Here is a 21,552-nt window from a genome sequence, read left to right as displayed (position 1 = left end):
ACTAAAGTCGCACCATATTTACACATTATACTTATTCAGCTCGTAAAAAAGTGTGAAACTTTGGTATATTTTTATAAAAATAGCAAATTAACTTCTTTGAGCTTCCTACGGTCGGTGGTTGCTTCACAAAGCAGATTTTCGCTGATATGGTTCCAAAATCTTTTACGTGAGATATATTTTGACCCGGTTTTGAGATGACTTTTGGGTTAGAGCTTAGGTTATTCGGGAAGCTCAATAATAAACCGTGTGCCTTCGCCTTGCATCGATTGTACTTGCAGGTTTCCGCCGTGGAGGCGTATCACCTGACGGGAGAAGCTCAGCCCAATACCGGATCCTTTTTCTTTGGTTGTGAAAAACGGTATAAAAACCTGGTTGAGCTGTTCGGATACAATGCCGGGTCCGTTATCCTGAACGCTGATGACGGAACGGCCTGAATCCAGCCGTCCTGCTTTTATTTGAATTTTGCCATCAGGCTGTCCATTAAGCGCTTCAAGGGCATTTTTTGTCAGATTGATCAATACGTGGGTAAGCTGTTTTTCATCTGCATTTATACTGAGTTCCTGAGGTTGCACTGCAATTTGAAATGTGGTAGCGCTGAAACCCGGTTCCGTGCTGGACAGGATGCGTATTTTGTCTAAAAGTGCAGCTACATGGACTTTTTGTTTTTCCGGCTGAGGTATGCGGGTCAGTTGCCTGTAGCGCATAACAAATCCTATCAGATCGTCGCCACGTTCTTTAATTACTTCAAGGCCCTCCAGTGCTTGTGTGTGGAGTGCATCATCCGACAAAATGGAAGCACGGGTATGTTTTTCAAATAAGCTCATAAGCGTTTCCGAAAGTGATGTAATGGGCGCAATGGAATTCATAATTTCGTGTGTCAGCACCTGGATTAAACGTATCCAGGCATCGGATTCTTTTTCGTCGAGCTCGGTTTGAATGTCATTGACAGCTACCAAACGAAATTGGCTGTTGCGGGCGATAAAAGTGGTAGAACGCAGGGATAACTCACTGGTTTTGTTGTTTTTTTGAAGTTTCACTGATTGGCGATCCTGCCGGCTAAGCGAGTGAAAGGCCTCATACAATTGGTTGTCGATGCGTTTGAGCTGAACCAGATTAGTGAGCTGATCCAATTGCAACAGCTTTTTGGCTGTAGAATTTGCCTGAACCACATTTCCTTTTTCATCGTGAATGATGATGCCTGTTGTCACATGTTCCAGTATGGCCTGGTAAAACTGTTCCTGCTGCCGGTTCCTGGTTTTTGCCTGTTGTATGAGAGCATTGATTCTGTTCAGACTGCGATTAAGCTTCTGCTCCGATTGATTCCTGACATCTGTACTGAACCGCAACGATGAGTCGTTATTCTCTACTGCATCGAAAAAAAAGGCAATTTTACGATTAACACGGTTAAAATAGTGCACAAAAAGCCCGGCCTGCAAAACAATAAGCAAGCCAAATAAAATGCCGGCTGCAAGGTTGTTGTACTTTATTGTAAGCCATGTGCCGGCTACAACGGTAAGTATCAAAATACTGATGCGAAGTATAATAGTTGTACTTTTATTGATATGTTGGGTGCTCATTATTTTGCATGCTATTTTTTCAACTCAAATAGAAAAATTTACAGTTTGAATTTACGCATCTTATTGTACAATGTTTGGCGGGTAATACCAAGTTGACCGGCTGCTGCACTCAGGTTTCCTTCTTGTTGATCTACTGCGCGGGCAATCATCTGCTTCTCCATATCTTCCAGTGTGTCAGGCGTGCTCTCCCGGCCACCGTATGTGAGGTTCTTTAACTGAAAATCATCCGGTTTCAACACATTGCTATCGCTCAAAATAACAGCTTTTTCAATGGTGTGCTCCAATTCGCGTACATTACCCGGCCAGTTGTATTCCTCAAGTTTTTCCAGCGCTGCCGAATTAATTCTTACGCCGGGTTTGCCGTACTTGTGTGTATATTTCTGCATAAAAAAATCGGTCAGGCTTTTTACATCGCCGGAACGGTTTCGCAGTGGCGGTACTTCTATGTGAATTGTGTTGATGCGATAGAGCAAATCTTCGCGGAATTGTTCTGATGCCACCATACTGTCCATATCGCAATTGGTGGCACAAATGAGGCGAATATCTACGGGCACAGGCTGGTTTGAACCAACTTTGATAATTTCGCGGTTTTGAATGGCATTGAGTAATTTGGCTTGCAGCGGTAACGGCAGGTTCCCGATTTCATCCAGAAACAGGGTGCCTTTGTGGGCCAGTTCAAATTTTCCTGTACGATCTTCGTGAGCATCGGTGTAGGCGCCTTTCACATGGCCAAACAGCTCACTTTCGAACAGGTTTTCGGCAATGGCGCCCATGTCTACCGTAACCATCATCTGGTCTTTACGTTTCGACTGCCGGTGCAGTTCCCTGGCCACCAATTCTTTGCCCGTTCCGTTTTCTCCGGTAATGAGCACATTAGCATCAGTTACAGCAACTTTGCGCACCATGTTCAGCACGTTAGTCATCTCCGGCGATTGCCCGATGATAAATTTTTGTTCCCGGTTCAGTTCGCTGATCAACCGGTGCTCGCGCTTTTTCAGGTTTTTTACTTCTTTGCGGGAATCCCTGAGCTTAAAAGCAGCACTTACCGTGCTGAGCATTTTGTGGTTATCCCAGGGTTTCAGTACAAAATCGGTGGCGCCTTTTTTAACGGCTTTTACAGCCAGTTCAACATCGCCATAAGCTGTTATCATCACTACCGAGGTGTCGGGGTCGATTTCCATAATGCGCTGGAGCCAGTACAATCCTTCGTTCCCGGTATTTAGACCGGCCGAAAAATTCATATCCAGCAAAATTACATCAAACGATTCCTTTTGCAGCAATGAAGGCAATTGCTTGGGCGAACTGATGCATTTGACCTTCTCGTATTCGAATTTGAGCAGCATATCCAGTGCCCTGAGTACACTTTTATTGTCATCAATAATTAAAATGCTTCCTTTGGCGGGTTTCGTTGGCATTGTTTCGTAATAATTTCTTGTAAATGTAAGCTCCCTTCAGGGCAAAATCAATAAAGTGTAAAAATTTTTGACATATTGATGTAGTTTTTTTGCAAGGAGGGGAAAATACGGATGGTTGCTAGCAGCCTTAGCGGTGTTTTTATTACTTTTATTTCTTTGAATTAAATTTGTAAGCATCTAAATCGACTTTTGTCGTGAGCCTGAAATATTACTTATTACACCTTCTTTTGATTATTTATATAAATAAAACTCTTTTAGTCAATAATTTAAAGTAATCTTCCGTCCAGAATTCAAGTATTCGATGGTCTTTAATAAAAGGCTGAACTTCTTCAACAGCTTTTTTTATGTTTAGTGTGTCAATTTTATTGTTCATTAGCTCGATAAATCGTTTCTCATCAAGTAAAATACTCCGGTCAAAATCACCACTTTCAATCATTCTTTCTTTCAAATGTTCAAGGTTTAACTTTGTGCTGTTTTTTACATACCACTCAAAATCATACCAATCACGTCCTTTTACTCGTGTTTTCCAGTTTCTACATAAAACGGCGTGCATTTTACCTGCAAAAAGATTAGGTAAAGTCATAGAAACAATATTAAAGGTCATTGGCATTAACAATGTTTTTGCTTCTGTTTGAAATTTTAAAGGTGGATTAGTATCAACTTCAATCTTAATTTTTATTTTTTTTTGGTAATTGATGCCCTCAAGAATGTTTTCTAAATCTACTGTATTAATATCAAGCGTGTGTATTGAAGTATCATTTTTCAAAAAAGCCGATTCTATATTTGATGATTTACCTTTTTTCTTTTTTTTCTTTAACTCTATGCGGACTCCAAGAGCATCAAACTCGTCAATAATATATTTAAAATAATCTTCAATATTAAAATTTTGGTCTTTCTCTATAAGTGAAAAATCCAAATCTTCCGAAAATCTATTTAAACCATATAAGACTCTCAAAGAAGTCCCTCCATAAAATGCTGCTTTACTAAAAAAGCTTCCTCTATATAATCCTAATAAGGTTATTTCCTGAAAAATCTCTTTTAACGCATTTATAATATCATTTTCAGAATTAATATCGTATTTAGATAGCATTTGCTTAATTATGCTCATAATTCTTTTATTAAATTTAGTAGTACTTGTATCTTTTTTGATTTCGATATTTTATAATATTCCGCAAGGATGTTAGTATCAAAATCCTCTAAATCCTCTATATCAACCCTTAAATCGTTTTCTAAAAAGTCAATCATAGAGGCCTTAGAAGCTAATTCAATTCCTTTTGTTAAATATATTTTATCACAAATAGCTTTTTCTTTACCTGCAATAAGAAAGTTTGCGTTTCTTGAACTCTCGATTTTTATACCAATGCTGAATAACTCTATTTTTATATGTTTATAGGAAAAAACACCTATACTGGTTTTAAAAGATTTTGAACGTTTTGGTGTAACCGCAGTAACTTCATGGATTGATTCCGGAATAAGTCCATGAAAACTTAAAGCGTAGTCAAGTGATATATAAGAAGGATTATCTAATAAAATATTTGAAAGAAGTTCTTTTGAAATAATAGTTTTAGTACTCTGTGAATTATGAATATAAAATCCTTTTTTTATTGGTTGTATAATTTTCTTTCTTTTTAAATTCACTATTTTATCATTAATATTCACATAACCAAGGCTTGTGAGTATGCTTTTTAAGGTTGCATAATCAATAATATGAGTTTTATATTCCAACAATTTATTTTCTATTAACAAATCCACAGAGTACTGATTTTACATGGGTAATATGCATATTGAATATTATCTATGCAAATATAGTAATTTTTTCTGTAGGTAGTGTTTTAATGGTTTTAAAGAATCGCCAGATAATTATTGTCTTTCTGTCTGATTGATAAACTCTTCAAACTTAACAAAGGTTTTAGAGATATCCATGGTTCCTTTTTCAACAAAATCTGCATGTCTTGAATAAACCCAACAGGCAATCAAACACAGGGAACTCTGCGTGTGGTAGCAGCGGAATAATAAAATGTGTAAAATTTTTTTACATGTGGATGTATGATTTTTTTACAAACCCCGGAAAACCACCCGGGTTTATGCTTTAATATTCACTTACTTACGTATTTTGGCACTCCTATTGGCTTTATAGAGAAAAAACCAGAAAATGTCAAAGCAAATTTATATATCATCTTTTACTGTTTTTATCCTGGTGACCGGCATTTTTAAAAATGTGCCGGGGCAGCCCAATACTTTGGATAAATGCATTGAATATGCGTTGGAACACAATACGGAGATCGTCAACCAGGGAATAAGGACAGATATGGCGCATACTGATTACCAACAGGCCCGCCGCGACTTATTGCCTTCTGTTTACAGTGGTGCCGGAAGCAATATGTTTTTTGGTAAATCCATTGACCCCACGACCAACAATTTTGTGGAGCAGCGATTGTTTTCAGGCAATCTTTATATTTCTGCCGAAGTCGATTTGTTTCATGGATTAGTGAAGCAAAACCGGATCAAGTTCGAAAAAATCAATCATCAAATAAGCCGGGAAGTAGAAAAGAAATTGCAAATGGATATTGCTTTTCAAACGATGGAGGCATACTTCGATGTGGTTTATTACCAGGAACTACTCAAAATAGCATATAACCAGGCAGAACTTTCTACAATGAATCGGAAAAGATCGAAAAAACTGGTAGAAACCGGCTTAAAAGCCCATGCCGATTTGCTGCAAATGGAGGCACAATTGGCGGCTGAACAGCATAATGTATTGGTGGTGCAAAATCAACTTGAACAAGCGCATTTAAAGTTGAAACAAATTATGAGATTCCCATTGAGAGATACGCTGAATATCTACTATGAGGCTGATACCAAAGTTCCTCAAACTGTTCCAACAGCAGATGAAGTTTATCAAAACGCGCTCACCCATATACCTGAAATTAGTAAAGCCGAAATGAATATCCGCGCACACCAAAAACAAATGCGTATTGATCAGGGGAAATTATTGCCCCAATTACTTTTGGGTGCGGGTTTTTCGACCAATTATGCCGACTCGCGCAAAGAGCTGCAATTTCCCAATGACCCGGATAACGATGCCATGCAAACCATCGCTTTGGCCGATCAGCTTGACCAAAATGCATCGCAAAACATTTATCTTAGTTTGCGCATTCCGATTTTTCAACAATGGAACCGCGTATCGACCATACAAAAAGACCGCATGCAACTGCAAATCGCACGTAACGAAAAGGTAAGTGCTAAAAACAAGTTATTGGAGCAAGTGATATCCGACATTCAGTTACTAAAAGCCCGGAATGCCCAAATTGCACAATTAGAAAAACAACTGGAGGCAGAAAAAGCGGCTTATCAGGCCGTTGAAAAAAAACTTGCCAAAGGGCTGGTAAGTGTAATTGAATACAATACGGTGAAAAACAACATGGCCAAAGCAGCCGCGAATTTATTGCGCACCCAGCTTTTGCAAAAAATTAAGTTTCAAACCCTGGCGTTTTATCAGGGTAAACGCTCTTTTTAATGATCAATAATTTGAAATTATGGACCGGACAATCGAAAAAAAACGCGGAATAAGAAAGCAACATATTATCTGGATCGCGGGTGGCGGCATATTGCTGTATTTGATTCTCAATATGCTGTTTGCCGATCACACCAGTACACTGAAAGTCGATCGTGAAAAACTCACTATTAGCGAAGTTCAACGTCAGCAATTTAATGACTATACCCGCATAATCGGCCAGGTGGCGCCTATTGCCACCATTTACCTGGATGCTGAGGAAGGCGGGCGCGTTAAAGAAAGGCTCATCGAAGAAGGCGCCATGGTTAAAAAAGGTGATGTAATATTGAGGCTCGAAAACAGCACGGTGCACCAGGAGATCATGAACAGCGAATCGAACCTGGCGCAAAAGGAGAATATGCTCAGACAAACACGCATCAATTTTCAGAACCAAATGATTGAAACGCAGCGGAGCCTGCTGGAATCGCGGTTCGACATTCAAAAGAAGAAACGGCATTTCAAGCAACAGAAATCGCTATATGAGGAGCAACTCGTTTCCCGGGAAACATTTCTGGAAGCCAAAGAAAATTATGAGTTTGCCAGCGAAATGCAAAAAATCAACCGAAGAAAAGCAAAAAACGATTCGCTGATAATGATTACGGAAATGAATCAACTGGAAACCGACCTGAACAAGATGCGTCAATCATTAATCTTAGTCCACGAGCGACTGGATAACCTGAATGTGAAGGCCCCGGTCGATGGACAATTGGGCATGCTCGATGCAGAAATTGGGCAGAGCATTGGCCGCGGCACACGAATCGGGCAAATTAACGTATTGACGAACTACAAAGTTGAAGCCCTGTTAGATGAACACTACATCGACCGGGTGCGCCGGAACCTAACGGCGACGCTCGACAGGAACAATAGGGTGTACAATATGCGCGTGAAAAAAGTGTACCCGGAAGTCCGCAATGGCCGATTTAAAGTTGACCTGGTGTTTACTGACAGTATTCCCGAACATATCCGCACCGGACAAACGTACCACATCAACTTGCAACTGGGCCAACCCAACGAAGCTGTGATGCTGGCCCGTGGCGGCTTTTTCCAAAGCACCGGAGGCCAGTGGGTTTATGTAGTGGATGATTCGGGAGAAAGCGCTTCACGCCGTCCCATACGCATCGGAAAGCAAAATCCGAAATATTATGAAATTTTAGAGGGGCTCAAACCCGGCGAGCGCGTCATTACATCAGGATATGATACCTTTGGGGAAAACGAGAAACTGGTATTCAATTAGTAATTTACAATTAATATAAATTCAATAATTTTTAGCTATATAAATAAAATGACAAAAAACATGTATTCCCAATTAATAATTACTCATTAATAATTAAATATATCATGATTAAAACCGAAAACCTAACCAAAATCTTTCGCACCGACGAGGTGGAAACCCTCGCCCTGAACCAGGTAAACCTGCACATTAAAGAAGGCGAATTTGTGGCCGTCATGGGCCCGTCCGGCTGTGGTAAATCCACGCTGCTAAATATTATCGGGCTGTTAGACAACCCAAGTGAAGGCCAGTACATGCTCGATGGCAGTGAAGTAGGCCACCTACGCGAACGCCAGCGTACCCGGTTGCGTAAAGGCAACATTGGCTTCGTGTTTCAGAGCTTTAACCTGATTGACGAACTGAATGTGTACGAAAATGTAGAATTGCCTTTGGTGTACCTAAAAATGGCGGCCAAAGAGCGCAAAAAGAAAGTACACGAAGTACTGGAGCGCATGCAGATTGGTCACCGCCGGAAGCATTTTCCGCAGCAGTTGTCGGGCGGTCAGCAGCAGCGTGTGGCCATAGCCCGCGCCGTAGTGGCCAATCCCAAACTAATCCTTGCCGATGAGCCCACCGGTAACCTCGATTCCAAAAACGGTGGCGAAGTGATGAACCTACTCACCGAACTCAACCACGAAGGCACCACCATTGTGATGGTGACGCACTCCAAAGGCGATGCCAGTTTTGCCCACCGCACTGTGAACCTTTTCGATGGCCAGGTAATTACAGAAAGCGAAAATGTGAAAATGGAGGAGGAACTTATCTAAAGCCCAAATTCCAATATGCCATACAACCGAAAACCCAAACTTAAAACCAATGAATCGAAGTATTTTATTTGCCTTACGCAACCTGAAAAAATCACCTTTGCTCGCCGCAGTGGGCATCCCCGGGCTTGTTGTGGGATTGGCAGCGGTGATGCTGTTGGTGGCCTATGTGACCTACGAGTTCAGTTATGATCAGCATTTCGACACCAAAGATCGGGTGCTGCGGGTAAAAAACCGTTTGATCGAGAATGAGCAAACGAGTATTTCGCCCATTTGCCACCAGAAAACCCTGCCCGAAGTGCTGGCCAACGTGCCCGGAGTCGAAGCCGGAACCCGCATCTATCGTGGATGGGAAGTGGATATTATGAGTGGGGAACGCAAATTTGCCGGCATGGAGCTTATATTTGCCGATCCGGGATTTTTTGATGTATTTGCCCAACCAATGATTGCCGGCAATCCGGCAGAAGCCTTGCATGGCAGCAGCAAAGTTGTATTGACCCGAAACGCGGCCATGAAGATCTTCGGAACAGTCGACTGTGTAGGTGAACCCATAACAGTAAACTATCAAAAAGCCACTGTTTCAGGGGTGGTGGAAGACCTTCCGCAAACCAGTCATTTTGGCTACGATTTGGTGGCGTCGATGGAAACCATCCGTCCCGAGCGGTTTCCCGGATTGGAGTTTTTTACCTATGTCCTATTGCAGGAACAAGCCAACCAGGCTGTTGCCGCACAGCAAATTGCACGTGTAAACGATCGTGTGATGGAGCCCTGGTGCGCCGGCACAGGCATAGCGGCAGAGACCGAAACCGAGCTTTTGGCCAATATCCACATGCACTCCAACACCACCTGGGATATCTCTCCAAAAGCCGATATGACGGCGATCATCACAGTCGTGGCCGTGGGTCTTTTTACACTGTTGATTGCCCTGGTAAATTATCTGAACCTGTATGTGCTGCACGGCGAACGAAGAATCGGAGAAATTGCCACGCGCCGCTCATTTGGTGCCACGCAGGGTTGGCTGGCCCGCTTGTTTTATTCCGATGCCATATTGATCGGGCTCATCGCTTTTATCGGTTCAATGGCATTGGTGTACCTGGGTTTTCCATGGTTTGCCCATTTAATGGGTGCGCAAATGCAATGGTCGTCACTGTTTTCAATCCGTGCCATCATTGTCATTGTGTTGATTGTATTGCTGGTGATATCGGTTTCAGGAGCCTATCCCTTGTTTTACCTCTCTAAGCTTGATCTTATCCATGCACTGAAAGGCAAAACAGCCGATGTGAAGCGGAAAAACCGGATGTCGGTGATTTCATTGCTCATGCAATTTGCCATTACTATTTTCCTCGTGGGAAGCTTGCTGGTGATGCACAGTCAAATCAGTTTTCTGAAAGACCGTCCCCTGGGTTTCGATGCCAAACCCGTCCTTCGGATCAATTCATTGACGCCCGCTATGAAAGAGCGTATGGAAAGCATCCGCATGGAGATTGAAAAACTGCCTTTTGTCGATGAAACAGCGACCTCGTTTCATGGAATGGGTTTCGGGTGTAGCGGGCAAATTATAAAAAAATACGGAAGCAGCGCAAAAGAGCAATCCATTAACGAATACCGCGTGCAGCCTGGATTTGCAAGCCTCATGAACCTAAAACTGACAGACGGACGCTATTTTACCGATACAACGCGCGACAGGATGAGTGTTATCCTCAACCAAACCGCAGTTGATAAACTGGGTGGAGGCATTACTGTTGGAGAACAATTCGACATGGGACACGGCGCTCCAATGGAGCTGATTGGCATTGTAGACGATTTTTACTACAACGGACATACAGGCGAACCCATTGGGCCGTTGGCCATTACACTGTATGACCCCACAGTCAGGAACCTGTATGTACGCAACAAAAACAGATGGACTCAGCACCAGCGGGAACAAATGGCTGATGTGTTGCAGGGATTTGACGACACGTATACTTTCAACGCTGCCGGGCTTCAGGAGCTTTATAACCAAAAATACAGCCACCTGGAACGAACCATGGGGCTTGTCAGTGCCGGGACGGTTTTGGCCATTGTGTTAAGCCTTTCCGGGTTGGTTGCCCTTTCGCTCATGAACGTCAACCGCCGCACAAAAGAGATCGGAGTACGTAAAGTGTTGGGCAGCGAAGTGCACCAGGTCGTCATCACCTTAATGAAAGATACCCTGAAATGGATTGTGTTGAGCGCGCTCATTGCTTTTGTCGCCATATACTATTTTATGCATGAGTGGCTGAGTGCCTTTGTCAATAAAATTACCCTGTCGCCACAGTTCTTTCTGTTGAGCGCCCTGGTCGTATTCGTATTTGCCTGGCTGGCCATCACCTGGCAAACCTGGCGGGCTGCATCGCGCAACCCGGTGGAGGCATTAAGATATGAGTAGTATCTTCATATGAAGATGCCGCATTGAAAATCGGGATGAAGTGTTTGAGGTATAAATAACGATGATATAAGTTTAATAAAAAATTAAAATATTTATGTACCAACTTCAGTTGATTTTTAGGAGAATTGTCAGGAATAGGTTTTTTGTATTTATCAATCTGTTAGGACTGGCTTTATCACTAGCGATTGTACTTTTGCTTTCCTATTATTACAATTACGAAAACAATGTCGATGGTTTTCATGAAAACAAAGACCAAATATACAGGGTTTTACATGATAATGGCTGCTATTTTTCACCCCCTTTTGGCCAATACATTGTTAATAATATTAGTGGTATTGAGGATTATACCCGAACCTTTGAAATGGATGCCGTTTTAAAATACAAGGCAACAAAAATACGTACGAAAAACTGTTTGTTTGTTGATTCATCATTCTTCAATATGTTCTCATTTAATATCCGGCAAGGTCATCCATTTAAGGATAAGATGAGTATTCTTGTATCAGAGTCTTTTGCATACAATTTATTCGGTAGTCAAGATATCATTGGAAAACAAGTGACTTATAATAACAGATTAACTTTTACTGTTTCGGGTATTTTTTCAGACTTTGGTAAAAATACACATTTTAATAGCCCTGATGTCATATTTAACTATTTGTCTTTTGACGACGTCTGGGGGTTTGATTTTCTTTCTTCATTTGACATAAAATATTTTCTTGGCGGGCTTTATGTCCAAGCTCACCCACAAGCAGATATGAAACAAAAAGCGGAAAAACTGGTAGAAATGGTTAAACCCTGGTACTGGTTGTTCCAGGAAGACAGAAATGACAACATCTATTTTCAAAAATTGGAAGATGTATATTTTAATCCTTCCGAATACGCGTATTCTTCAGGTGCAAGACAAGGAAATAAAAGAATTCTGAATACGCTGATGCTGATAGCCATTTTTATTTCATTTCTTGCTGCTATAAACTATACAAACCTATCTGTTTCTCTGTCTTTAAAACAATTTAAAACAATAGGCATTAAGAAAATTTTTGGAGCAGGTAAAATAAATATTGTCCTAAATTCCCTGTTTGAGACTTTTATTATTTGTTTAGCTGCATTATTATTGTCGTATGTCATTGTGGTTGCTCTATTTCCCCATTTCAACAATATTGTTGAGTACAATAATAGTGCAGAGGACTTTTTTACTGTTAAACGTATTTTAGGAAGCGCTACTTTTATATTGGTATTAGCTATTTTGGCAGGTATTATACCCGCACTAATTAATGCGCGCTATAGTCCTCTCAAATTAATATCTGGTGGCCATAAAATTGCTAATCTTAAAGTATTTCAGAAGGGATTGGTCATATTTCAATTTATGGTTTCGATTGTTCTGGTTGTATTTATGTTGTTTCAGTTAAAACAAAATCAATACCTGTTAAGCTATGATTTAGGGTTTGATCATGAAAAAATGATGTACATAAGACTTAATTCTGATTTCAAACAAACAAAAGAAGCTTTTCGAAATGAGATTGGTAAAATTCCGGGAGTTGAAGATGTTAGTTTGACTAGTAGCATGCCCGGTAAAGGAATAAATAAGATGAGTTTTAAGAAAAATGGAAAGGTATTGCAGTTTGATGTATTTTGGGTAGAAGAGGATTTTTTTAAGATCCTGGGAATTAAAGCTAAACCAGCTCGAAATACGAATGATTTTAATAGTTGGTTAAACGAGTCTGCAGCAAAGCTACTAAACATATCAGAAAAAGATGATTTTTATACGTTGGAAGGCAGCGACGGCGAATTTACATCATATATCAACGATATTGTCCCTGATATGCACTTTCATCCTTTATATCAGCAACCAGCTCCAACCATCTTCATGCCAACAGATACTGAGAAGTGGGTGGAATATCTACTCATTAGGTATAACACCGCTAACAAAGAGGAACTACTAACTCAATTGGAAGGGGTTTTCAAAGAATTTTCAAGCAACTTCCCATTTGAATATGCTTTTATAGACGATTCTATGAACAAAGCTTATGATAAAGAAGACAGAATATCAGATATATTGGTTTACCTGACCTTTTTTGCTTTAATCATATCATCAATTGGTATTTTTGCTTTAGCTCTTTATTCATCACAACAGCGTATCAAGGAAATCGCAATAAGAAAGGTATGTGGTTCAAGAACCTTATCAATAATATCATTACTGGTTAAAGATTTTATTAAATGGGTTGTTTATGCTTATCTATTGGCATTGCCTATAGCAATTTGGGCTTCCGGTAAATGGTTGGAGAATTTTCCCTATAAAATTTCAAATAACTGGTCAATATATGCAATAACCTTAATATTAGTAATGACCGTTGCATTAATTACAGTCGGTTTTCAATGCTGGATATCAGCTAGTAAGAATCCGGCGGATTCAATCAGGTATGAGTAGATGAACTTTTTAAAATAATCTAAGATCAATAAAAATCTAACATGATATTCGAACTCAATTTGATACTAAGGAAAATAAGGAGTGAAAAAGCCCTCTCTTTATTGATCGTTGCCGGATTAACGCTTGCCTTTCTGGTGGCCATTCCATTGGTTTGCAACATCTATTTTCACCAGTCTTTCGACAGGTTTCATCCCGGAGCAGAAAGTATCTATAATGTGTATATTGACGAAGTGTATCATGGTACACAGGATATTTATAGTGAACTGCCCCTGGCATTCGGCGAGCATTTCACAAAATTATACCCTGAGGTTGAAACGATGGCCCGCACCAAGGATCGTTCTGATGTATTGATTACTCATGATGATAAGAACTTCCGGAAGGAAAATGTGCTATGGGTTGATCCGACATTTAATGATGTCTTTCATCTTGAACTGTTAGCCGGAAATAAAGAATCATTTCTGCAATCATCCGGTGAAGTTTATATTTCCCAATCTTTGTCACGTAAGATCTATGGAAATGAAAATGCTGTCACAAAGAAAATAAAGATTGGCAGTCAGGACTATACGGTTGGTGGAATATTTAAGGATTATCCACGAAACTCACATCAGGAGTTTTCTGTATTAATTCCTTTGAAAAACCGTATCCCCGATGATAGCAAGTACAAATGGGATAGTTACGAGTTCCTCACCTACATCAAATTAACCAGCACAGCAAAAGCAAGTCAATTAGAGCAAAAATTCCAATCTTTCCTTACCGATTATTGGGAGCCCTGGTTAAAAGACAACTACAATCTGGATTTCGCTTCCAACAATGAAAACTCGTTTCAGTTAAAGCTCATGCCTGTAACCGACATTCATCTGAAGGGATCATTTATTAACAGTTTTGAAGCGCAAGGCAATACTTCCATCATTACAATCAATTTGCTCATTGTTGCGGTTCTGATATTCATTGCATACTTCAATCTAATGGGTTTTGCCGTATCAAAAGGAAGAAAGCATCAGTTCCAGTTAAACATTAAACGCATGCTTGGGGTATCGAAGAAAAGGCTGGTTGCTTCCTTTATTTATGAAAACCTGATTTATACGGCTATTGCTTTCATTTTAGCTATTTTAATAATAATTGTTATATGGGATTATCAACCTCCAATTTTAGATGATCTGGTTACGTTTCCGCCGGCTCACTTTCTTTTGCCTGTTGGAATATTGGCTGTATCTGTTGTTCTAATGGCCATACTGACAGGCGGGCTTGTTGGATATTATTTCAGCAAGGTAATTCTGCAAAGGCAATTCAACAAAACACGCTCTTATTCGAAATTTTTGTTCAACAGAGTTGTTCTGGTCACACAATTGGCTGCGTCTATTGTCTTGCTGGTAAGCATTCTGTCTATCTACAAACAATTGCATTTCCTGTCGGATCATGATCCGGGCATCAATACAAAAAATGTGGTGGTACTCAACCAGGGAAATAAAGTAAGGAATCATTATGATGCCTTCAAAGCTGAATTAAAGCAATCGCCTCTCGTAAAAGAGGTATGCCGCTCCAATTCCTATCCTTTCAACTGGATGTCTACATCCAGCTATACCCGGGCCGATACAAACACCAACCCCTACCCTTTCCAGTATTTCAGAACAGATATTGGTTTTAAAGAAGTATTCGATATAAAAATAGACCGGGGAAGGTGGTTCTCCGAGCAAAAGAAAAGTGATAAAAAGGCATTAATATTCAATGGGGTAGCTGTACGTGCATTGGGATTAAAGAATCCGACAGGCGAAAGATTTTTCAGGACAGATAAGCCTTCTGAAAAATATCATGTAATCGGGGTTGTTGATAACTTCAACTTTCAGTCGTTGCACCACAAGATTAAACCCCTGCTGATACGTTTTCTTGATGACAACGACCGGTGGCGTTACATAGAAGTAAAAGGCAACACCGGCAACAGGGAACAATTAATGGCTCATATTAAAACAGTTTGGACAAATGTAACGGGTTGTTCGTACATGGACTATACCTTTCTGGAAGATAAAATGGCCGAATTATATGCAAAAGAACGAAAGACAAAACAATCCATTGGCATTTTCAGTCTTGTAGCCATCTTGATTTCCTGTTTCGGACTTCTGGGAACCGTATTGAATACTATGGTTGAAAAAACCAAGGAGATCGGCATCCGCAAAGTAAACGGGGCGAAAAGCCACGAGATTTTGGTTATGCTAAATGCCAATTTTGTCAAATGGATTGGCCAGGCTTTCATTATCGGTACTCCTGTTGCCTGGTATTTCATGAACCGATGGCTCCAAAACTTTGCTTATAAGACCCAACTCAGTTGGTGGATTTTTGCTTTGTCGGGCTTTATTGTTTTGGTGATTACCTTGTTAACAGTAGGTTGGCAAAGCTGGAGAGCGGCAAGGCAGAATCCCGTGCAGGCGTTAAGAGATGAATAATAAAAAAAGAAAAATATGAAAACAATCATCTACATATCAGGAATTTTAGGCGGCTTACTACTGGCCATACCGCTTGTAGGCATCCTTGCAGCTTTTCCGCAGAACGATCTTTTCACGGGGTTGGAACTGGTGATGCTTGGTTTGGTATGCCTGCCGCTTTTTGCCATTATCCCCTACCAACACCGAAAGAAAATACCACGAACCATTTATCACAATAGAAAACCTAAAGATAAAACCCAATGTATATTTCACTCTGCTCCAATAACCGAAGCAAAACTTAATGCAAAAATAAGCGTATGATTTTATTTCACGTTAAATCGGGTATCCGCTATATCACACGAAGTGTTTTTGCACCCATTATCAATATATTGGGATTGTCTGTGGCACTTGCGACATGTATCGTTCTTTTTTCTTATGCGCATCGTCATTTTAGCTTTGATAAACATATAACCGATGGTCATTCAACATACAGACTTATAAGCCGGGTTGGAGATGGTACGTTTTGGTCACGTACATTTGCCTGCTATAGCGATGAACTTACCAACGTTTCAGCGGTTCAAAAAACTACGGGCTTTACGCTGGCAGAAGATGGTATTCTGCAAAACAAGAACCATGTAGTGAAAGTAAAAGATGTGGCAGTGGTGGACACTCACTTTATCGAGTTCTTTTCACTTCAAATGCATGTGGGTGATGCAAAAGCAATTGATGAACCAAATGTCGTTTTTCTGACGCCGGAAACTGCGGATAAAATGTTTGGCAGTCAAAATGTTTTAGGCAAACGTCTTTTTATTCGCAAGTTTATGGGTTTTAGCGGAATTGACACTATTGGCCATTTTACCGTTCGCGGAGTTGTTTCACCCAATCCGGAGACTACACATTTTCGCTTCGATATGTTAGTGTCTCAAAAAGGAAACCTAAAAAGACTGACCCAGGCACCCAAAAAATTAAAGGTGTTTGCCAGTAATGTATATGTAAAATTATATGACCCCACAGCTAAAAACAGACTGGAGGACTCCCTGACTGCCCTTGCACAAAGTTATTTGACTGATGCACATGGACCTCCACTATCGGCCTTTGAGACTAAGTTACAGGCATTGTACGATATACATTTTACTTCAGGGCTGAATTTTGAACAAAAAGAAAGTGTCAGCAGACTTAATGTGCTTGTATTACTTGGTATTGGAGTCATCATAGTTATTATTGCATTGATTAATTTCATCAATATGTACCTGGCTCGTTTGCAGCAACGATCCAGGGCAGCCGGAGTATTAAAGGTACATGGTGCCGGGCTGAAAGGAATCTGGCTACAGGTATTACCTGAAATATTCATGCAAGTTTTGTTAAGCACTTTACTTGCAATGCTGTACTTAGCACTCGCAGAACCCTACGTAACAAAAGTGTTCGAACAGTGGCACTTTACGGTTTGGAATTTTCATATTATTCTTTATGCCTGCCTGTTTCTTTTCAGTATCACATTTATTGCATCAATAGCCCTATCCTATTATTATGGACGTAAATCTGCACTGAACTTGCTTAAGAAAGGTAGAGGGAAAGAGCAAACACAAATGAATCAATCCGCCGGAATGGTTGTATTTCAATTTGCTGCAGTGATTGTACTACTCATTGCTATGTTTTTTATCCATCGCCAACTGAACTTTGTACAAACCAAAGACTTGGGGTATGATACGGATAATGTTGTTGTTTTACCATTCCCGGACAGGAATACGCAAGGCACTGTTGTGCTGGATGAGGTATCAAATATCCCGGGTGTGGTATCGGCATCTACGGTAGATCATCATCCAATGCATCCGTATCAGAACATTAATTTTAGTCTTCAGGCAACTAATTTCTCGTTCAATTTCAGGACTGTAGATATTGATGCTTTACAAACTTTGGGAATAGAGTTGATTCATGCTTTTGATGACTTAGAGAAAGGTTGGATCATTAATCAAACGTTTTATAAGAATTTACAACAAACATTTAGTCATGACCAAATTGCGATGAGTAAATTCACATCGGCTGAAACCACAAGAGATGATTCATCTGAACCTTTTGTAGTTTCTGCGGTAATGAATGACTTCCACTATGCCTCACTGCATAGCCCTATAGAAAACTTTGCATTTCGTATCCGTTCACCAAAAACCCATTTTAACCGTTTCTTACTGCTTCAGATTCACCCCGGGCAAACAAAGCGAGTTATTGAAGATATAAAAAAGGTGATGACCCTGTTCTACCCTGATCTTCCGGTTGAGTACCACATGTTGGATGATATGATACAGTCTGCATATAAACCCGAACAACGCCTGAGTATATTAATCAGTAGTTTTAGTGCTATTGCAGTAGTAATTGCCGTAATGGGGCTTTTGGGGTTATCATTATTGATGACCCGCCGCCGAACCAAAGAAATTGGCATTCGCAAAGTAAATGGCGCAAGCGTATGGCAATTAGTTATCATGTTCAATAAAGAGTTTCTGCGATGGATTCTATTGGCTTTTATTACTGCTGTGCCAATTGCTTTGTTTGCTATGCGTAGTTGGTTAGAAAATTTTGCTTACAAAACGCCACTACATTGGTGGGTTTTTGGAATGGGTGGAGCCCTTGCTTTAATGATAGCCCTGCTCACAGTGAGTGTTCAGGTTTGGATAGCTGCAAGGTTCAATCCGGTGCAGGCGTTAAGAGATGAATAATAAAAACATAAAAATATGAAACCTCCATGATTAAACTTTTAACACACACGAGAATGATTATTTGGAATAATCAAGTTAAAAATCTGAATGTCAGGAAAAGGAGGTTCCCTCGCTTTGCAGCGGGACAGACATATGACCAATGATAATTAAAAATACAACGATTATGAGAAAAACAATCATCTACATATCCGGAATTTTAGGCGGCTTACTACTGGCCATCAGGCTCGTGGGCATCATTGCAGAGTTTCCGCTCAACGACCTTTTTCTGGTTTTGGGATTGGTGCTGCTTGGCTTGGTGTGCCTGCCGCTTTTTGCCATTGACCGATACCAACACAGGCAAAAGATGAAACGTATCATTTATGGCGATGGTAAGAAAAGATCACGTAAAGAAGTGGAAATCCCGCATGCCGAAAAGGAAGGCTCCAAAGGCTGGGACATGAACCATTCGCCATTCCGCCAACGCAATTCCGGCCTCACCTGGGGCGGCGGAAATGTGTATGCCGCCAATGCCAAAAGAAATAAACGCAGACGTTTTTTAAAGTAAAAACCCAATTGTATGCTTTACATCAAACTCAAAACAGCAATAAAAAACAATTTTAACCGGAGGCTTTCGACCTGGGTCAACATTATCGGGCTCACCATTGCTTTTATGGCCGCTTTCAGCATTTATAGCTATGTGGGCCATGAGCTGAGTTATGACAGCCACTACCAGCACACCAACCGCATTTACCGCATTAGCGGAAAAATTATCACCCCCGATGAAACAAAAACCCATGCAGTACTCGGCCCTGAATTGGCTCCTGCCTTAGAAGCTTACTTCCCTGAGGTGAAAAGCTACACACGCTTGTTCCCTTTCAAAAAAAGCATTACACTGCATACCGATACCAGTCAATTTCAGGTCAAAAAAGCCTATTCTGCCGATCCCCCGGTATTTGATTTTTTCGATCTCCGGTTCATTTACGGTGAGCCGGCAAATGCCCTGCAAGATCCTGGTCAAATTGTTATCGATCAAACATTGAGTAAAAAAATATTTGGCAAAATCAATCCTGTAGGGGAAACATTACAGTTTAACGGGCATCAGGTTACTGTGGCCGGGGTTATTGCCGACATGCCATCAAACACACATCATCAGTTCAGTGCTTTGTTTACCCTCAACAAAAATGCCTATGACAAATCGAAACTGTCGGGTCCAAAACTTGCCGAACTATACTGGATGCCCTCGGCTTTTCATTTTATTTTGCTGGAAAAAGGGGCACAAATCGAAGATATTACCGGAAATTTCAACGGGTTTTATGAAAAGTATATGGCCGGTTTTGGCAAAGCCATACACGCCACATTCGAACCCCTGGCCATCCCTGTAGATGCGTTGCATTTTTCGCCGCATATGAGTTACGATTATCCCAAAGGGAATTTATTGTACACTTATCTGCTGGTGTTAACGGCGGTTTTTATTATTCTGATTGCCGTTTTAAATTACGCTAATCTGTTGGTTTCAAGAAATATAGCACACAAAACAGACTTAGGCATCCGCAAATTACTGGGCGCATCCGAATGGCAAATGTTTTTGCAATTTAGTTTCAATGCTTTCGTCTTAATTTTTACTGCAAGCATTTTAGCTGTTGGGGCCTTGATAATGATATACCCCCTTGTTGATCAATGGCTCCGACCCGAATGGGTTGCAATGAACCGTGAACTCACCCTGGCCATATTTTTAGGATTAAACCTCACACTCAGCTTGCTGGCTGCTACTGTAGCTTTTGGGCAGCAATTTCGCCAAAAAGCCATCCGTCTTTTGCAGAATGTGCCGGTGGGTTTTACAAAGATGAAAGGAGCTTTTCGGGGCAAACTGTCAGTTATATTACAATTTGCCCTGGTTATTGTACTTTTTGCAGGTGCGATTGTGACAACCCGACAACTGCACTTTATGCTCAACCAGGACAAGGGTTTTGATGATAAAAATGTGCTTTTATTGCAGATCAACGACATAAAGCCCACAGCCTCGAAAATTAAAACCCTCAAATCAGAATTAAAATCCTTACCGGGTGTACATTCGGCAGCTTTCGCTTCGAATGCGCCGGGCGATATTTTAGGTACCGTACATTTTCAGATTGAAAAAGAGCAGCAACAAATGGCACGGATTGTCAAAGTAATGTATATCGATGACGATTACATACCACTGATGGAAATGGAATTCAGCAGAGGCCGCAACTTCAGAGAAAAGAAAGATTTTCGGGTGCCCAATACCGTAATAATGAATGAGGCATGCTACAACTACTGCGGGCTTTCCGGCAGGTTGGACTCCATGCAACTTAATGGTGTTAAAGCGATTGGCCTATTGGACAACCTGCATTTTCATTCCCTGCACAATGCAGACGAACCCATTGCCTTTTTGCCGGGAGCTCAGGGTGATGGGGTGTTACATTTAAAAATCGGCCGGCAAAATCAAATCGAAACAATTGCGCAGGTTCGTTCGGTTTGGAAAAAAGTAATTCCGGAAGCTGATTTTCATTTCGAGTTTCTCAGCGACCGCGTGGCATCGCTCTATGTTGATGATCAACGAAAAAATAACCTGTTGCAATTTTTTGCACTCATCAGCATGCTTATTGCCCTGATGGGATTGTTCAATCTGGCATCGGTCATTATGCAGAAAAAGACCAAAGAAGTGGGCATCAGAAAAGTGAATGGAGCAGAACCAAAGTCTTTGCTATTATTACTGAATAAGCAATTCGTAATTTGGATACTGACTTCATTTGCCATAGCTGCACCTGTTGGATGGTATCTCATGGAACAATGGCTTCAGGGTTTTGCCCACAGAATTTCTATGAATATCTGGCTATTTTTGCCGGCTTTGATTATTACGCTGGCTGTTTCGGTCATTACAGTAACCTGGCAAACCTGGCGGGCAGCAAACCACAATCCTGTGAATGCGCTCAGGGATGAATGAAACTAAGCGCATAGAAAAAAGCATGTTTTTGATCAACGCTTAAAAAAAAATGTAAAATCACTTAAAACGTTTAAT

General features: G+C 40.7%; 14 protein-coding genes. 10 read left to right on the top strand and 4 right to left on the bottom strand.

From position 1 onward, the window contains the following. Positions 1 to 218: 218 nt before the first annotated feature. The 4 genes from ACTB0Y_RS11910 to ACTB0Y_RS11895 all read right to left on the bottom strand — a co-directional run bounded on the left by ACTB0Y_RS11910 (position 219) and on the right by ACTB0Y_RS11895 (position 4,744). The gene (locus ACTB0Y_RS11910) at positions 219 to 1,577 is read right to left on the bottom strand and encodes a sensor histidine kinase (RefSeq protein ID WP_463207046.1); all 1,359 of its coding nucleotides are present in this window, start codon (positions 1,575 to 1,577) and stop codon (positions 219 to 221) included. Between the two features lie 38 nt (positions 1,578 to 1,615). Beyond that, positions 1,616 to 2,992 (bottom strand): sigma-54-dependent transcriptional regulator, encoded by a 1,377-nt coding sequence (locus tag ACTB0Y_RS11905; protein WP_463207045.1) that lies wholly within the window; start codon positions 2,990 to 2,992, stop codon positions 1,616 to 1,618. Between the two features lie 235 nt (positions 2,993 to 3,227). After that, the gene (locus ACTB0Y_RS11900) at positions 3,228 to 4,100 is read right to left on the bottom strand and encodes a nucleotidyl transferase AbiEii/AbiGii toxin family protein (RefSeq protein ID WP_463207044.1); all 873 of its coding nucleotides are present in this window, start codon (positions 4,098 to 4,100) and stop codon (positions 3,228 to 3,230) included. Next, positions 4,097 to 4,744: a type IV toxin-antitoxin system AbiEi family antitoxin domain-containing protein gene (locus tag ACTB0Y_RS11895; RefSeq protein ID WP_463207043.1), complete on the bottom strand. Its 648-nt coding sequence runs from the start codon at positions 4,742 to 4,744 to the stop codon at positions 4,097 to 4,099. The genes ACTB0Y_RS11900 and ACTB0Y_RS11895 overlap by 4 nt, the downstream gene beginning before the upstream one ends. Before the next feature lie 400 nt (positions 4,745 to 5,144). On the opposite strand from ACTB0Y_RS11895, the gene ACTB0Y_RS11890 reads away from it, so the two are divergent. The 10 genes from ACTB0Y_RS11890 to ACTB0Y_RS11845 all read left to right on the top strand — a co-directional run bounded on the left by ACTB0Y_RS11890 (position 5,145) and on the right by ACTB0Y_RS11845 (position 21,477). Then, positions 5,145 to 6,509, top strand: coding sequence for a TolC family protein (locus ACTB0Y_RS11890; protein WP_463207042.1), 1,365 nt, complete (start codon positions 5,145 to 5,147; stop codon positions 6,507 to 6,509). Between the two features lie 19 nt (positions 6,510 to 6,528). Beyond that, the gene (locus ACTB0Y_RS11885; RefSeq protein WP_463207041.1) at positions 6,529 to 7,779 is read left to right on the top strand and encodes an efflux RND transporter periplasmic adaptor subunit; all 1,251 of its coding nucleotides are present in this window, start codon (positions 6,529 to 6,531) and stop codon (positions 7,777 to 7,779) included. Between the two features lie 104 nt (positions 7,780 to 7,883). After that, a complete protein-coding gene (locus ACTB0Y_RS11880) occupies positions 7,884 to 8,582 on the top strand; it encodes an ABC transporter ATP-binding protein (protein ID WP_463207040.1) in 699 nt (232 codons plus the stop codon). A gap of 49 nt (positions 8,583 to 8,631) precedes the next feature. Beyond that, on the top strand, positions 8,632 to 10,986 hold the full coding sequence (locus ACTB0Y_RS11875) for an ABC transporter permease (protein ID WP_463207039.1): 2,355 nt from the start codon (positions 8,632 to 8,634) through the stop codon (positions 10,984 to 10,986). A gap of 94 nt (positions 10,987 to 11,080) precedes the next feature. Further along, positions 11,081 to 13,408: an ABC transporter permease gene (locus ACTB0Y_RS11870; RefSeq protein ID WP_463207038.1), complete on the top strand. Its 2,328-nt coding sequence runs from the start codon at positions 11,081 to 11,083 to the stop codon at positions 13,406 to 13,408. Positions 13,409 to 13,449: 41 nt separating this feature from the next. Beyond that, positions 13,450 to 15,846: an ABC transporter permease gene (locus ACTB0Y_RS11865; RefSeq protein ID WP_463207037.1), complete on the top strand. Its 2,397-nt coding sequence runs from the start codon at positions 13,450 to 13,452 to the stop codon at positions 15,844 to 15,846. 15 nt (positions 15,847 to 15,861) lie between these two features. Next, a complete protein-coding gene (locus tag ACTB0Y_RS11860) occupies positions 15,862 to 16,146 on the top strand; it encodes a hypothetical protein (protein ID WP_463207036.1) in 285 nt (94 codons plus the stop codon). Further along, positions 16,143 to 18,533 carry an FtsX-like permease family protein gene (locus ACTB0Y_RS11855; RefSeq protein WP_463207035.1) on the top strand — a complete coding sequence of 797 codons (2,391 nt, stop codon included), beginning with the start codon at positions 16,143 to 16,145 and terminating at the stop codon, positions 18,531 to 18,533. Before ACTB0Y_RS11860 ends, ACTB0Y_RS11855 begins: the two co-directional genes overlap by 4 nt. 163 nt (positions 18,534 to 18,696) lie before the next feature. Continuing rightward, positions 18,697 to 19,077, top strand: coding sequence for a hypothetical protein (locus tag ACTB0Y_RS11850; RefSeq protein WP_463207034.1), 381 nt, complete (start codon positions 18,697 to 18,699; stop codon positions 19,075 to 19,077). A 12-nt stretch (positions 19,078 to 19,089) separates the two neighbouring features. After that, a complete protein-coding gene (locus ACTB0Y_RS11845) occupies positions 19,090 to 21,477 on the top strand; it encodes an ABC transporter permease (RefSeq protein WP_463207033.1) in 2,388 nt (795 codons plus the stop codon). The last annotated feature ends 75 nt before the right edge of the window (positions 21,478 to 21,552 follow it).

The sequence above is a fragment of the Salinivirga sp. genome, from assembly GCF_055145285.1.
This window is presented reverse-complemented; position numbering and strand designations above follow the sequence as displayed.

Coding starts and splice junctions, on each gene's coding strand:
- ACTB0Y_RS11875 (WP_463207039.1), top strand. CDS start 8,632: ATGAATCGAAGTATTTTATTTGCCTTACGCAACCTGAAAAAATCACCT.
- ACTB0Y_RS11845 (WP_463207033.1), top strand. CDS start 19,090: ATGCTTTACATCAAACTCAAAACAGCAATAAAAAACAATTTTAACCGG.
- ACTB0Y_RS11910 (WP_463207046.1), bottom strand. CDS start 1,577: ATGAGCACCCAACATATCAATAAAAGTACAACTATTATACTTCGCATC.
- ACTB0Y_RS11870 (WP_463207038.1), top strand. CDS start 11,081: ATGTACCAACTTCAGTTGATTTTTAGGAGAATTGTCAGGAATAGGTTT.
- ACTB0Y_RS11900 (WP_463207044.1), bottom strand. CDS start 4,100: ATGAGCATAATTAAGCAAATGCTATCTAAATACGATATTAATTCTGAA.
- ACTB0Y_RS11855 (WP_463207035.1), top strand. CDS start 16,143: ATGATTTTATTTCACGTTAAATCGGGTATCCGCTATATCACACGAAGT.
- ACTB0Y_RS11850 (WP_463207034.1), top strand. CDS start 18,697: ATGAGAAAAACAATCATCTACATATCCGGAATTTTAGGCGGCTTACTA.
- ACTB0Y_RS11885 (WP_463207041.1), top strand. CDS start 6,529: ATGGACCGGACAATCGAAAAAAAACGCGGAATAAGAAAGCAACATATT.
- ACTB0Y_RS11905 (WP_463207045.1), bottom strand. CDS start 2,992: ATGCCAACGAAACCCGCCAAAGGAAGCATTTTAATTATTGATGACAAT.
- ACTB0Y_RS11860 (WP_463207036.1), top strand. CDS start 15,862: ATGAAAACAATCATCTACATATCAGGAATTTTAGGCGGCTTACTACTG.
- ACTB0Y_RS11880 (WP_463207040.1), top strand. CDS start 7,884: ATGATTAAAACCGAAAACCTAACCAAAATCTTTCGCACCGACGAGGTG.
- ACTB0Y_RS11890 (WP_463207042.1), top strand. CDS start 5,145: ATGTCAAAGCAAATTTATATATCATCTTTTACTGTTTTTATCCTGGTG.
- ACTB0Y_RS11865 (WP_463207037.1), top strand. CDS start 13,450: ATGATATTCGAACTCAATTTGATACTAAGGAAAATAAGGAGTGAAAAA.